Source organism: Rhodococcus sp. MSC1_016, from assembly GCF_023667485.2.
Taxonomy (GTDB): domain Bacteria; phylum Actinomycetota; class Actinomycetes; order Mycobacteriales; family Mycobacteriaceae; genus Rhodococcus_F; species Rhodococcus_F oxybenzonivorans.
This window is the reverse complement of record NZ_JAMOZI020000001.1, coordinates 1130540-1145770: the sequence shown is the minus strand read 5'-3', so window position 1 is coordinate 1145770 and position 15231 is coordinate 1130540. Positions and strand designations below refer to the sequence as shown.

Sequence of the window (15231 nt, the reverse complement as noted above, 5' to 3'; positions counted from 1 at the left end):
ATCGAGAGGTAGCTCGAGAAGCTCGGGCGCATCGGCGAGCGTGCTCACCCAGTAGTCCAGCTGCCGGGCAGCCGGCGACGCCGGATCTTCCTCCGAACCGAGCACCTCCCGCTGCCACAGGGCGAAGTCGGCGAACTGCACCGCGAGGGGCGCCCATGCCGGAGCGGAGCCCTCGACCCGCGCGCTGTACGCCGTGAACAGGTCACGCGCCAGTGGCGCGATCGAGCCGCCGTCCGCGGAAATGTGGTGGATGACGATGAGGAGAACGTGCTCGGTGGAGTCCGCCTCCCCCACCCGGAAGAGCGTTGCGCGGACCGGCACGGACTTGGTGACGTCGAACCCGGTGGTGGCGACGGTCAACAGACGATCGCGGAGTTCCGACTCGTCGGCGACGTGCGTCACCTCGAGGTTCAGATCCACCTCGGCGGCCGGCCGGATGACCTGGTGCGGCCCGTCAGGGGAACTCGGGAACTGGGTACGGAGAGATTCGTGGCGTTCGAGCACATCGGCGAGAGCGGACTGCAGCGCTGTGACGTCGAGAGCACCCGACAGGCGCAGTGCCATCGGGATGTTGTACGACGGGGAGGACGGATCGTAGCGGTTGGCGAACCACATCCGCTGTTGCGCGAGCGACAGCGGGATGCGGTCGGGACGCGGACGCGGTGCCAGAGCAGGGCGGGCGGCGATGCCGGTGCCACGCGCATCCACCCGCGACGCGAGAGCGCCGACGGTGGGAGCCTCGAAGAGTTCGCGGACACCGATGTCCGTATCGAGGGCCGTGTTGATCCGGGACACGACGCGGGTAGCGATGAGCGAGTTGCCGCCGAGTTCGAAGAAGGCGTCGTCGAGCCCCACTCGCTCGACACCGAGCACTTCGGCGAACACAGCGGCCACCGTCTGCTCGATGTGTGACTGCGGAGCGCGGTATTCGCGTGTGACGGCGAACGTTTCGGGAACCGGCAACGCCCGCCGATCGAGCTTGCCCACAGGGGTCAGGGGCACGGATTCGAGAGCGATGACAGTGGCCGGAACCATGAACGACGGCAGGAACTCACCCGCGAAGTCCATCAGTTCTGCCTGGTCCACGTTTCGTCCCGCCGCGGGCAGCACGTAGGACACCAGGGCGGCGTCGCCGGAAGAGGTGGTCAACGCAGACGTGGTGACGAACTCGACCGACTCGTGTCGCGCGAGGACGGCATCGATTTCACCCAGTTCGATCCGGAAGCCGCGAACCTTCACCTGCTGGTCCGACCTGCCGACGTAGTCGGCCGTCAGCGCACCGTGTTCGTCCCGCTTCCATCGGACGACGTCGCCGGTGCGGTACATCCGGTCGCCGGGTGCGCCGTAGGGGTTGGCGACGAAACGTTCGGCGGTCAGCGGCGTACGCCGGTGGTATCCGCGAGCCAGCCCGAGCCCCGACAGATAGAGCTCACCTGCGATACCCACCGAAACAGGGCGCAGACGATCATCGAGCACGAGGGCACTGGTTCCCCGGATCGGGCCACCGATCGTCACCGGACCGTCAGCGGACATCGGGTCGCTGATGTTGGTCATGATCGTGGTCTCGGTGGGTCCGTAGCCGTTGAACAGTGAACGCCCGGGGGCCCAGCGCGCGGCCAGTTCTGCCGGGACCGCTTCGCCACCGGCCACCACGAACTGGAAGTCGTCGAGACCCGCCGGGTCGACGGACGCGAGGGCGGAGGGCGTGACGAAACCGTGCGTGATCCGGTTCTCGCGGAGGAACTTCGCGAGCTCGGGACCGCCGTACACGTCCGTGGGGGCGATCACCATAGTGGCACCGGCGCCGACCGCGAGCAGCAGCTCGAGCACCGACGCGTCGAAGCTCGGCGAGGCGAAATGCAAGGTCCGCGACGCGGTGGTCACCTGGTAACGCTCACGCTGTTCGGCAGCGAAGTTCGCCAGACCGCGGTGGCTGACGACGACACCCTTGGGCTGCCCGGTGGTGCCGGACGTGTAGATGACGTACGCGCTGTTCGCCGGTGTCACCGATGAACGACGGTCCGCGTCGGTGACCGGAGCCGCCGAGTACTGCGCCCAAGCGGTGTCGGCGTCGTCACCGTCGAGGAGCAGCCAGTCGACGCCGGCCGGCAGCCGGTCGAGCTCGGATGCGACGGAAAGCCCCAGCGTCACACCGGAATCGGTGACCATGTGGGCGATACGCTCGTCTGGGTACTTCGGGTCGATCGGCACGTAGGCGCCGCCACTCTTGGCAACGGCCCAGATGCCCACCATGGAAGCGATCGAGCGGGTGATGCCCAGGGCGACGAACGACTCGGCGCCCACCCCTCGCTCGATCAGTGCCCGCGCGATGCGGTTCGAGCGTGCGTCGAGTTCCCGGTAGGTGATCGATTCGCTGCCCGCGACGACGGCGACACCGTCCGGGTCGGCGGCCACGGCACCCGCGAGCAACTCCACGAGCGTCTGCGGCGCCGCTCCCTCGACGCCCCGGACCGGAGCCAGCTCAGCGGCCTCCCGCGGATCGAGGATGGGGATGTCTCCCACGGCAATGCCGGTGTCGGTCGCGACGGACTCGAGGATTCGCAGGAAGCGATCCACGAAGCCGTGAACCGTGCCTGCGTCGAAAATTTCCGTCGCATACCCGAGCGACCCGGTGATGCCGGTGGCCACTCCCGCGTCGGACCACTGCTCCTGCAGGTCGACGGTGAGGTCGAATTTGCTGAACTCGACGTCGACCGCACCGGGAACGGCTTCCAGTCCCTCGAACTCGAGCGACGGAATTCCGTTGACCTGATGCGTCAGAACCACCTGGAACAGCGGCGTGTAGGCGGTGGACCGGGTCGGCTTCAGGGCGTCGACCAGCTGCTCGAACGGCACGTCCTGGTGGCTGAAAGCTGCAAGATCCTGCTCCCGAACGTGTTCGAGGAGAGCCGTGAACGACGCACCGGGCTCGACCTGCGTGCGCAACACCAGCGTATTGACGAACATTCCGACGAGGTTGTCGAGCGCCTCCTCGCCGCGGCCGGCAATCGCCGCGCCGATGGCAATGTCGGTACCCGCACTCACGCGCGCCAGCAGCACGGACAGCGCCGCATGCAACACCATGAACGAGGAGACATTGTGCTCGCGCGCAAGATCATTCAGCCGGCGGTGCAGGTCGGCATCGATGGTGAAATCGACGGCGGCACCCGTCATCGACCGCACTGCCGGCCTGGGCCGATCGGTCGGCAACTCGAGAACGTCGGGCAGACCCGCCAGAGTCTTCGCCCAGAAGTCGATCTGCTGCGCCGCAAGCGAGTGCGGGTCGTCTTCGGATCCGAGCAGAGCGCGCTGCCAGATCGCGTAGTCGGCGTACTGGATCGGGAGTTCGGGCCACTGCGGCTCCCCTCCCGACACACGCGCGGCGTAGGCCGCCATCACGTCGCGTGCCAACGGCAGTGTCGACGCGCCGTCGGAGGCGATGTGGTGCATCACCACGACCAGAACGTGATCGTCCGCGGCGATGCGGAACAGGCGAGCGCGGATCGGGAGCGTGTCCGTGACGTCGAACCCCTGCGAGCCGAAGTCGAACAGGCGAGCCGTCAGATCCGACTCGGCGACCTCGACCGGATCGAGACCCAGGTCGACGTCCGATGCGGGAAGAATGACCTGGTGTGCGCCGGCATCGGAGTCGGGGAACACGGTTCGCAGGACTTCGTGACGCGCCACGACGTCGGACAGAGCCGACGCCATCGCGGTGACGTCGAGATCACCGCGGAACCGGACCGTCAACGGCACGTTGTATGCGGGCGAGGTCGGGTCGAAGCGGTTGAGGAACCACATGCGCTGCTGCGCCAGCGACAACGGAAGCTGCTCGGGCCGCTGCTGCGCGACCAGGGCGGGTCGGGGCGCCCGATCACCGTCCTGCCGCTCGATGAAGTCGGCGAGTTCGGCGACAGTGGGGACTTCGAAGAGATCTCGCATGCCGACGGTGGCGCCTGTCGCCGCCGACAGACGGGACGCGACGCGTGTGGCGCTCAGCGAATTACCGCCGAGATCGAAGAACGACGCGTCGACGCTCACGCGGTCGACACCGATCACGTCACCGAAGACCGCGGCGACGACCTCCTCCAGCGGGGTGCGGGGTGCGACGAACTCGGCACTATCGGTGGCGAATTCCGGTTCGGGAAGCGCCTTGCGGTCGATCTTGCCGCTCGCGTTGAGCGGCATCTCGTCCACGACGACGAGCGCATCGGGAACCATATGCGACGGCAGAACAGCACGCAGACGCGCGGTCACGTCGTGAGCCGTCACGGAGGCGCCCGCCGCGGCGGTGACATAGCCGACGAGTCGCTGCAGTCCGTGACGCTCGGAGACCACGACGATCGACTGCTTGATGTCGTCCATCGCCGTCAGAGCCGACTCGATCTCGCCGAGTTCGACCCGGAGGCCACGAATCTTGATCTGGAAGTCACTGCGCCCGAGGAAGATCAACTCTCCGTCGGCGCGCTCGCGCACGAGGTCGCCGGTGCGGTACAGACGCGAGCCCGCATCCCCGCGGGGATTCGCGACGAAGCGCGAGGCGGTGACATCGGCCATTCCGCCGTAACCGCGCCCGACCACGACGCCGCCGATGTACAGCTCGCCGGTCACGCCGGCCGGGACGGGACGCAGACGCTTGTCCAGCACGTAGTACTCGGCACCGGGCAGCGGCGACCCGATGGGGATCGGGGTTTCCTCGGCATCCGGAGCCGTCAGGTCGAGCTCGTAGGACGCGGTGACATCCGACGCTTCCGTCGGGCCGTAGGAGTTGACGAGGCGGACGCCTCGTCCGACCAGCTTGGCGTACGCGGCCGGTCGAATCTGCTCACCGCCGAGGACCACGCAGTCGAGCGACGCCATCGTGTCGTCTGCGTCGAGTTCGGCCAGCAATTCGAAGGCGCTGGGCGCCATGTTCACGATGCGGACGTCCGCCATAGCGAGGTGCCGCAGAATGTCGGCGGGGTCGAAGCCCTCGGCCGCCAGATGGACGACGCCGCCGGACATCAACGGAACCCACACGTTCTTCTGCGTCAGGTCGAACAACGGCGAGCTCGCCACGAGAACACCGGTGCCCTCGGCGATGCGCATCTCGTCGCGGTACCAGCGGTAAGTGTTCAGCACACCCGCCATCGGCACCATCGTCGGCTTCGGCCGTCCCGTCGAACCCGATGTCGAGATGACGTAGGCGAGACGTGCTCCCGCCTCGTCGCCCACCCACGGGTCGAACGCGAGATCGCTTCCGTCGCGGGAGTCCAGGGCCCGAACGGTGTCCGGGTCGTCGAGGACCACGGCCGTGTCGAGGACGCGATCGCCCAGCGGCTTCCGTGCGAGTTCGCGCCACGACGACGTGGTGATCGCCGCGCGAGCTCCGCTGGTGTCGATGAGACCCGCGATGCGTTCGAGAGGCCATGCCTGGTCGAGTGGTGAGTAGGCGGCACCGACCTTCCACACCGCGAGCATGCCGACGACCCAGTCGAGTGAACGAGGCAGGATCAGGGCGACGACGTCGTCGTCGCCGATACCCCGCTCGGCGAGCTCGCGGGCCACCTGGTTGGCGCGTCTGTTCAGCTCGGCGCGCGTGGTCGATACTCCCCCGGCGACCACCACGATCGCCTCGGGGTCGCGTTCGACGCTGTCCTGCCACTCCGCGAGGGGCGACTCCAGCCGGGCGGTCGCCGCGTCCGCCGGGGCCGGCTCCACGACGGCAGGTGCGGCCGCGAACTTCTCGAGGTCCACGTCGCCGACAAGCCGGTACGCGTCGGCGATCACCTTGTCCAGGATCGCTCCGAAACCGTCCTGCCCGTCCTGCGACGGCGGGGCCATCATGATGGTCGGAACCAGACCGGACAGAACGACGGACACGATCGCGTCCGGAGCCATTCCCCGATCGGCCAACGGCGCAGACATCAACCGGAGGCGTTCATCGAACTCCCGGTACGTCACCTGCATGCCGTCGTGTGCGACGGCTACGGCGTCGGGCGCGACGTCCACCGCGGCTGCCAGCAGCTGCGGTAGTTCGCGGACCGTCATCGTGCGGGCAGGTCGTGCTTGGCTCAACTTTGCTCTCTCGTGTTCGGTGAGAATGTCGATATCGCCTACGGCGACGAGTGGGTTCTCGACGACGGCCTCGAGGATCCGCACGAACCGCTGCGTGATGCGCTCCACACTCTCCCGCTCGAAGAGGTCGGTGGCGAAAGTGAAGCGGCCGCCGAGGCCGGACGGCCGGCCCTCGTCATCGGCCTTCTCGGACATGGTCAGGGTGAGGTCGTATTTGGCGCCCTCGGCCATGTCCTCGATGACCCGCACGGTGAGTCCGGGCAGTTCGAGCGATTCCAGGCGGTTGTTCTGGAACGCCAACATCACCTGGAAGAGCGGCGAATACGAGGCGGACCGGCGAATCTGCAGCGCTTCCACCAGTTTCTCGAACGGCACGTCGGAATGCCCGAACGCCGCGAGGTCGTTGTCGCGGATCCGTTCGATCAGCGCTGCGAACGAGTCACCCGCGTCGACCCGGGCCCGCAAGACGAGCGTGTTGACGAACATGCCCACCAGATCGTCGAGCATCTGGTCGGTTCGCGCCGCATGGGGCGTGCCGACCGTGATGTCGTCGCTGTTACTCAACCGTGCCAGCAAGGTGGTCAACGCCGCGTGGGTCACCATGAACAGTGACGCTCCGTGGTCTCTGCCGAGCTTCTCGAGCCCGCTGCGCAGTTCGGGCGAGATCACGAAGTCGACGGAATCACCGATCATCGACTGGCGGGCAGGCCGCGCGTGATCCCGAGGGAGGTCGATCAGCTCCGGTACCCCGGCCAGTGCGTTCTCCCAGTAGGAGATCTGCTCGGCCGCGAGGGACTTGCTGTCGGCGGGATCGCCGAGCACCTCGCGCTGCCACAAGGCGAAGTCGGCGTACTGCACCGGCAACGGCTGCCAGAGCGGAGCCGCACCCGCTGTCCGGGCGCTGTAGGCGACCATCACGTCCCGCGCCAACGGAGCCAACGAGGCACCGTCTGCGCAGATGTGGTGGATCACCAGGACGAGAAGGAACTCCGTGTCGCCGGTCGCGAACAGGCGGATACGCAGCGGCGGGGCCGCCGTGACGTCGAACCCTTCGGTGGCGAATGCGGTGAGTACCGAGTGCAGCTCGGACTCGGGCACCGGCACGGGCGTCAGATCGACCGGCACCTGGTCTACGTCGACGACCTGCTGGTACGGCCCGTCGGCGGAGTCGGGGAACACGGTCCGCAGTGACTCGTGCCGCGCGAGGACATCTGCCACCGCCGACGACATCGCCTCGATGTCGAGGCTGCCGGACAACCGGACCGCGAGCGGGATGTTGTATGCCGACGACGTGGTGTCGTACCGGTTCATCAGCCACATGCTCTGCTGGGCCATCGACATCGGAACCCGCTCGGGACGCGGCTGTGCGACCAGCGCCGGCCGGTCGGACCCCGAACCCGCGCCGTCGGTGACCAAGACAGCGAGTCGCTCGACCGTCGGCGCCTCGAAGAGCTCGCGCACACCCAGTCGTGTTCCCGCTGCCGCGTTCACTCGCGCGACCGCCTTGGTGGCGAGGAGTGAGTTACCGCCGAGGTCGAAGAACGACTCGGCCACACTGATTTTCGGCAGTCCGAGTACCTCGGCGAAAACCCCGGCGACCAATTCTTCTGCCGCCGTGCGGGGTTCGACGACCTCACCCTGCAGCGCGTCGAAATCGGGCTCGGGCAGTGCCCGGCGGTCGAGCTTGCCGGCGGTGGTGAGCGGAATTTCGTCGAGCACCAGAACAGCACTGGGCACCATGTGTGCAGGCAGCGTGCCGGAGACGAATCGGGTGATTTCGGCGGCGTCCACCGTGCTCCCGGCCGACGGCAGCACGTAGGACACGAGCGCTGTCGCGCCCGAGGGCATGGTGCGGCCCACCGTGGTCGCGAACTCGAGGGCGGGATGCTGAACCAGGGCAGCGTCGATCTCACCGAGTTCGATCCGGAATCCGCGGACCTTCACCTGGAAGTCACTGCGGCCCACGTACTCGACGCCGTACCCGGCGCGATGTTCGGGGTCGACGACGAACCGGACAACATCACCGGTTCGGTACATCCGAGAGCCGTTCCCGCCGAACGGGTTCGCGACGAATCGCTCGGCCGTGAGGCCGAAGCGGTCGTGGTAGCCGCGAGCGAGTCCAGCTCCGGCGATGTACAGCTCGCCGTCCACACCGACCGGCACGGGACGCAGCTGCCCGTCGAGGACGTACACGGTGACGCCGCAGACCGGCCCGCCGATCTCGATCCGCTTGCCGGGCTCGAGCACGTTACTGACGTTGCTCATCACGGTGGCCTCGGTCGGACCGTAACCGTTGTACATCCGGCGGCCGGGAGCCCAGCGCTCCACCAGTTCCGGGGGGCAGGCCTCTCCGCCCACCACCACGACACCGAGTCGGTCCAGCCCCGACGGTTCGACCGACGCCAATGCTGCCGGCGTGACGAACGCGTGCGTCACCTGGTGTTCCGCCAGGAAGCTGCGGAGTTCTTCACCGCCGTACAGGTCTGCCGGCGCCACCACCATCGTGGCCCCGCACCCGAAGGCGAGCAGGAGTTCGAGGACGGACGCGTCGAAACTCGGAGACGCGAAGTGCAGCGTGCGTGCTGCGGGGGTGACCCCGTAATGGGTGCGCTGTTCGGCGGAGAAGTTGGCCAGCCCTGCATGGGTCACGGTGACACCCTTGGGCAGACCGGTGGTGCCGGAGGTGTAGATCACGTAGGCCACATGGAGGGCACGCAGCGGCGCGGTACGCTCAGAATCTGCCAGCGGTGCCGATGATTCCCGCGAGCAGAGTGCATCGCACTCGGCGGAGTCGAGGACCAGCCAGTCGAGGTCCTGGGGAAGTCCCTCGCGCTGCGCCGCGACGGTCAGGCCCAGCATCGATCCGGAGTCGGCGATCATGTGCTCGACCCGCTCGGCCGGATAGCGCGGATCGACGGGCACGAACGCTGCCCCCGTCTTCGCGACCGCCCAGGTGGCGACCACGGAGTGCAGAGAACGCGTCATACCTAGCGCCACAGCAGTTTCCGGACCGACACCGCGCCCGATCAGGACGCGCGCGAGCCGGTTCGACCGCTCGTCGAGTTCGGCGTACGTCAGCGTCGCGCCGTCGGCGATGACTGCGAGGTGCTCGGGATCGAGTGCCACCGACGCGGACAGGATGTCGGGCAACAGAAGCTGTTCGGCGTCCTCGGTGCCGGACACCGCGAGGAGCGACGCACGTTCGGTGCCGTCGAGGATGTCGATGCGGGCGACCGGTGTGTCGACGTCGCCGGACACCGCCTCGAGAACACGGACCACCCGCGCCATGATTTCCCGCACCTGGGTGGATTCGAAGATCTCGGGCAAGAACTTCGCGGTCAGATGAAGGCGCGGGTCCGTCATCGCGACGATGGCGAGCGGGTAGTGGGTGGCGTCGTTGGACGTCACGTCGAGAACACGGAGCCCTTCGATGTCACTGCTCTGCGTGAGTGCCTCACGGTCGAGTGGGTAGGACTCGTAGACCATCAACGTGTCGAACAGCGCGCTCAGACCCAAGCCCTGCTGAATATCGGTCAGTCCGATGTGGTGGTGGTCGAGGAGCTCGGTCTGCTCGTGCTGGATCCGGTCGAGCAGGGTTCGCACGGAGTCGCCGGGGCGCACCCGCACCCGCACGGGAAGGGTGTTGATGAAGAGGCCCAGCATCGATTCGATTCCGGGAACCTGCGGTGGGCGGCCGGAAACGGTGGTGCCGAACAGCACGTCGTCCCGTCCGGTCAGCCTACCCAGCACGATGCCCCAGGCCGCCTGGACCAGGGTGTTCATGGTGACGCCGAGCTCACGCGAGCGTTCGGTCATCGCCGCGAGCAGCTCGTCGGGCAGGTCCACGACGAGTTCGCCCGGCGTGAGCGTCGCAGCCGTGTCCTCGTGCGCCGGCGCGAGAAGGGTGGGTTCTTCGACGCCGGCCAGTGCCTGTGCCCACGCGGCCACGGACTGTTGCGGATCCTGGGTGGCAAGCCACTCGAGGTAGTTCCGGTACGGGCGCGGCTGTGGCAGCGCCAGAGCCTCACCGTCCACCGCGTACAGGGTCAGCAGGTCCTGGATGAGGACCGGCAACGACCAGCCGTCGAGCAGGATGTGATGGTTGGTGACGGCGAAGCGGTACCGATCCGGCGCGGTCTCCACGAGCAGGAAACGCACGAGAGGCGGCGCCGTCATGTCGAACCGGTCCGTCCGGTTCGCGAGCATCAGCGCGTCGACTCGAGCTTCGCGGTCTGCCTCCGGCAGCGATCGCAGATCGACGTGCGTCCACGGGACGTCCACATGGTCGACGACGACCTGCATACCGGTGCCGTCCTCGTCCAGCACGAAGGCGGTGCGCAGGTTAGGGTGCCGCGCGACGAGGGCCTCCGCGGCCCGGCGCAGGCGATCGACGTCGACCGTTCCACCGAGGTCCATCACGAGCTGGGTGGTGTAGACGTCGGTGGTGCTACTCGCCAACGCGGCGTGGAACAGCAGGCCCACCTGCAGGGGAGCGAGCGACCACACGTCGGCGAGCGCAGGATAGCTGCTCTCGAGCGCATCGATTCGGGGCTGACTCAGTGGTACGAGATCGAGATCGGAGGGAGTCCGTCCGCCGGCGTCCGGCCGCTGAGCGTGCTCGACGAGAGCCTCGAGCGCGCGTTTCCACAGCGCGGTGAACTCCTCCACCTCCGCGGTGGTGAGCACACCCTCCGGAAAATCGACTGTGGCGGAAAGTCGTTGCTCCCCTTCGACATCGACGATCATCGCATTGATGTCGAGCGCGAAGTGCACCGGCATCTCGCTGTTGCGGGTGCCGGTGAGTTCCATGGTGTCGGTGTCGGGCATCCAGCCCGCCGCACGCAGGGCCGCCGGGATGTCGCCCACCGACACGCGACCGAGGTAGTTGAAGCTGATCTGCGGGCTGGGCAGATCGGCGAGTACCGACCTCGTCTCGGCGTTCAGGTAGCGCAGCAGGCCGAAGCCGATACCGTGCTCGGGCACCTGCGCCAACTGCTCCTTGACGGTCTTGAGCGCCGTGCCCGCGGCCTTCCCACCGGCGAGCGCGTCCCCCATATCGTCCACTGGCGCCGCCAGCCGAACGGGATACATGCTGGTGAACCAGCCCACTGTCCGGGACAAATCTGCTCCCGGCAGGACCGTTTCTTCACGGCCGTGACCCTCGAGGTGCACCAGAGTCGACGACTCGGAGATTCCGCGCTCCGCACGCCACGCAGCAACCGCCAGTGCGAGCGCCGTGAGCAGCCCGTCGTTGACACCACCGTGGAACGCACGCGGCACGTGGGTCAGCAGACCGTCGGTGACGTCGGCGGAGACCTCGAGCCGAACCCGACCGGTGGTGGAGACCACGTCGCGGCCGTCGAGAGCCCGCGAGCCGATCAACGGATCGGAGCCGTCGAGCGTGTTGCGCCAGAAGTCCAGTTCCCCAACTCGCCGTGCACTTTTGGCGTTGTCGGACAGTCCGTGCGCCCAGCGGCGCACAGACGTGCCCACCGCCGGGAGCAGCGGATCGGCCCCTGCCGAAATCTGCGACCACGCGGCCGCGAAGTCGGGCACCAGCACTCGCCACGACACACCGTCCACCGCGAGGTGATGGATGACGACGAGCAGCCGACCGGACTGCGGCTCCGTGTCGGCGCCCTCGCCTTCGGCGCTCGCGGCTTCGGTCCCCTCGGGGGCGTCGCCGCCCGCTGCGAACTCCGCGGGCGCGAACCAGACGAACCGCACCACGCGGCCTGCGGTGGGGTCCAGCGTGTCGACGGTTCGTTCGAGGGCGTGTGCCGCGAGCGCCTCGAACGAGTCGCTGCCCGGCCCCTCCGTGAACTCGACCCGGTCGACGAGCTCGTCGACGTCGACGGAGCCGATCGGCGAGATCTGGAGCGTCCAGCCATCCGCAGCGTCGTTGCGCCGCAACACGGAACGAAGAGCGTCGTGGCGATCGACGACCGCCGACAGGGTGCGAAGCAGCCTCTGCCTCTCGACCTTCGGCGGGAGCGTGAGGAGAATGGACTGGGAGAAGCTGTGGAAGTCGCCGCCCAGTTCCGTCATCCAGTGCACCACCGGGGTCAGCGGCATCGTGCCGATACCGGCGCCCGGCAGTTCCTCGAGAACGTGGACCGTCGCGGAATCGGAGGCCGAGGTGGCGACCTCGGCGAGAGAGGCCACGGTCTTGCGCTCGAAGACGTCGCGGGCCGTGAAGAGGACGCCGGCTTCCTTGGCCCGGGACACCAGCTGGATCGAGACGATGCTGTCGCCGCCGAGCGCGAAGAACGAGTCGCCGACGCTGACGCGCGGAACGCCCAGAACCTCGGCGAAGAGGCCTGCGATCGACTCCTCCATGGCGCTGCGGGGAGCGATGTATTCACTGGCTTCCGCCGCGAAGACAGGTTCGGGCAGTGCCTTGCGGTCGAGTTTTCCACTCGCCCCGACCGGCATCTCGGCGATCACCATGACGGAATCGGGAACCATGTAGGACGGTACGGCGCGGCCGACGTGGTCGATCAGCGCTGCGACATCCACGTCCGAGCCGGATTCGGGGACGACATAGCCGACCAGCCGCTGCCCCAGGGAGCTGTCGTGCACCACCGCAACCGATTGCGCGACATGGGGATACGAGGACATAGCGGCCTCGATCTCGCCCAGCTCGATCCGCAGGCCCCGAACCTTGACCTGGAAGTCGGTGCGGCCGAGGTACTCGATACTGCCGTCCACCCGCCACCTGACCAGGTCGCCGGTACGGTACAGCCGGGACCCGGAAACCCCGAAGGGGTTGGCTACGAAGCGTTCTGCCGTGAGGTCGGGCCTGCCCTCGTATCCGCGAGCGGTTTGCGCCCCCGCCAGATACAGCTCTCCTGCGGATCCGACGGGCGTGGGTCGCAGGTGACCGTCGAGCACGTACGCCTCGGTATTCCACACGGGAGTTCCGATGGATACCGTGTGGACGGCCTCGCGGTCGACTTCTCCTGCGGTGGCGTGCACGGTGAATTCGGTGGGGCCGTACAAGTTGTGCAGCGCCGCGTCGGATCGTGCCCGGAACGCAGCCGCCACTGACGGCGGAAAAGCCTCTCCCGCAACGAGAACCAGCCGAAGAGAGGCCAGTTGGTCCCGGCCGGCCTCGGAGGTGAACACCGAGAGCATCGACGGAACGAACGAGGTGGCCGTGACCTTCTCGCGGGCGATCAGATCGGCGAGGTATCCCGGATCGCGGTGCCCCTCGGGCGCCGCGATCACGACGCGTGAGCCCGAGACGAGTGGTGCGAACAGCTCCCACACCGAGACGTCGAAGGTCGTGGGGGTTTTCTGCAGCACGACATCGTTCGCGTCGAGATGGTAGCGCTCCGCGATCCAGGCGACCTGATTCAGCACGGACCCGTGGCCGACCGCCACGCCCTTCGGACGTCCGGTGGACCCGGAGGTGTAGATGACGTAGGCGGGATTGGCGGGCCGAAGGTCCGCCAGTCGCTCGGCATCACGGATCGGGCCGGCGTCGATGCTCTCGAGGTCGAGTGCGTCGATCTCGACCACGTCGTGGCCGGGCGGAAGTGTCAACCGGTCCCGGGTCACCGTCAGGATGCACTGCGGTCGGGCGCTGTCGAGGACGTAGGCGGTGCGCTCGGCTGGATGATCGGGGTCGAGCGGGACGTAGGCAGCACCCGCCTTGACCACCGCGTACATCGCCACCATCGAGTCGAGGGAGCGGCGGATCGCGAGGGCAACCTTCGTCTCCGGTCCCACACCACGCCCGATCAGCACCCGGGCCAGACGGTTGACGCGCGCGTCGAACTCGCGATACGTCCACTCCTGCCCCTCGAACACCAGCGCCGTCGCGTCGGGGGTTCGGGCGACCTGGGCGTCGAACAGGTCGACGATCGTTCCGGCCGGCGGTGTGACGACCTCGCCGTTCCAGCCCGACACCACCTGCTCACGTTCCTCGGAACTCATCGGGGCCAGATCCGACACGGGCGCGTCGTCGCCGGCCCCGAGGAACCGCTCGAAGAAGTCGAAGAATCGGCTGTGGTGCCGGTTCAACTCGTCCGCGGAATACAGATTGGGGTTGGCTTCGAAGTCGATGTGGATCTTGTGGCCCGCGACGCCCTGGTAGATGTTCAGGGAAAGATCTTCGACCGGGCCCGTCGTGAGCACATTCTGATGTCCGGTGACGGTGCCCAGCTTGATCTCGCTGTGGAACATCATGATGTTGATGGACGGGCCGAAGAAACCGCGCTGTCCCTGGGGCGCGCCGGCGTCGCGGCGGATGTCCTCGTGCCGATAACGCTGACGGCGCAGAGCGCCCGTCAGCTCGATCTGCACACTCTTGACCAGCTCCGGAACCGTCATCTCCGGAGTGATCTGAAGGCGGAGCGGCACGATGTTCGACACCATTCCGCCGGAGCGGCGCAGCGTGGCGGTGGTGCGTGCCGAGACGGGGAGGCTGAGCACGACGTCCGTGCGGTCGGTCATGTGGGCGAGGTAGGCGGCGAATGCGGCCACCACGACGGGAGCGGAACTTGCGTTCGTCCCGTCCAGTGCCTCGTCCAGCAAGGTCGCGGTCGATTCGGGCAGTGCCTCGGAGGAGAGCCGCGCGAACTTGCCCACCTTCGCGGCGCGACCGGCGAGGCTGGGCGCTTCCGGCAGGTGCGCGGTGCGTTCGGCCCAGTATTCCCTGTCTTTCGCGAACCGTTCGGAGCTGCGGTAACGCTGCTCGTCTTCGACGATCCGGACGAGGTCTTCCGCGCGCGGTGCAGGCGGCTCCGTGGACTCGACCAGCGCCGTGTAGATCTCTGCGATCCGGGCGATGAGCGCCATCGCCCCGAACCCGTCGAGCGCGATGTGGTGAATGCGGCAGAACCAGAAGTAGTGATTCTCACCGACGTGCAGAAGGTAGACCACGACCAGACGGTCTTCGAGAAGGTCGACGGGAGCGCTGTAATTGGCGCGCATCCACTTCTGGGCAGCGTCGACGGAGTCGTCCTCGCCGCGGAGGTCGACGTACGTGATGGCGTCATCCAGCGTCTTGTCGACGTACTGGTGCGGCACACCGTCGATCTCGACGAGGCGGAGGAAGCCCGAGCCGAATTCCCGGCCGGAACGGATGGTGGCTTCGGTCAGAAGGTCGAGGTCGATGTCTCCGCGGAGTTCGATGTACTGAGCGATGGTGAGAGGAATGTCGCCCAT

At 67.5% G+C, this 15231-nt stretch carries 1 protein-coding gene (running past one end of the window); it reads right to left on the bottom strand.

All coding sequences use genetic code 11. The features are described 5' to 3' along the window. On the bottom strand, positions 1-15231 hold the 5' portion of the coding sequence (locus tag L1080_RS05245; RefSeq protein ID WP_250768926.1) for a non-ribosomal peptide synthase/polyketide synthase. 18546 nt of this gene lie to the left of the window's left edge; only the first 15231 of its 33777 coding nucleotides appear in the window; the start codon lies at positions 15229-15231; its stop codon lies beyond the left edge, outside the window.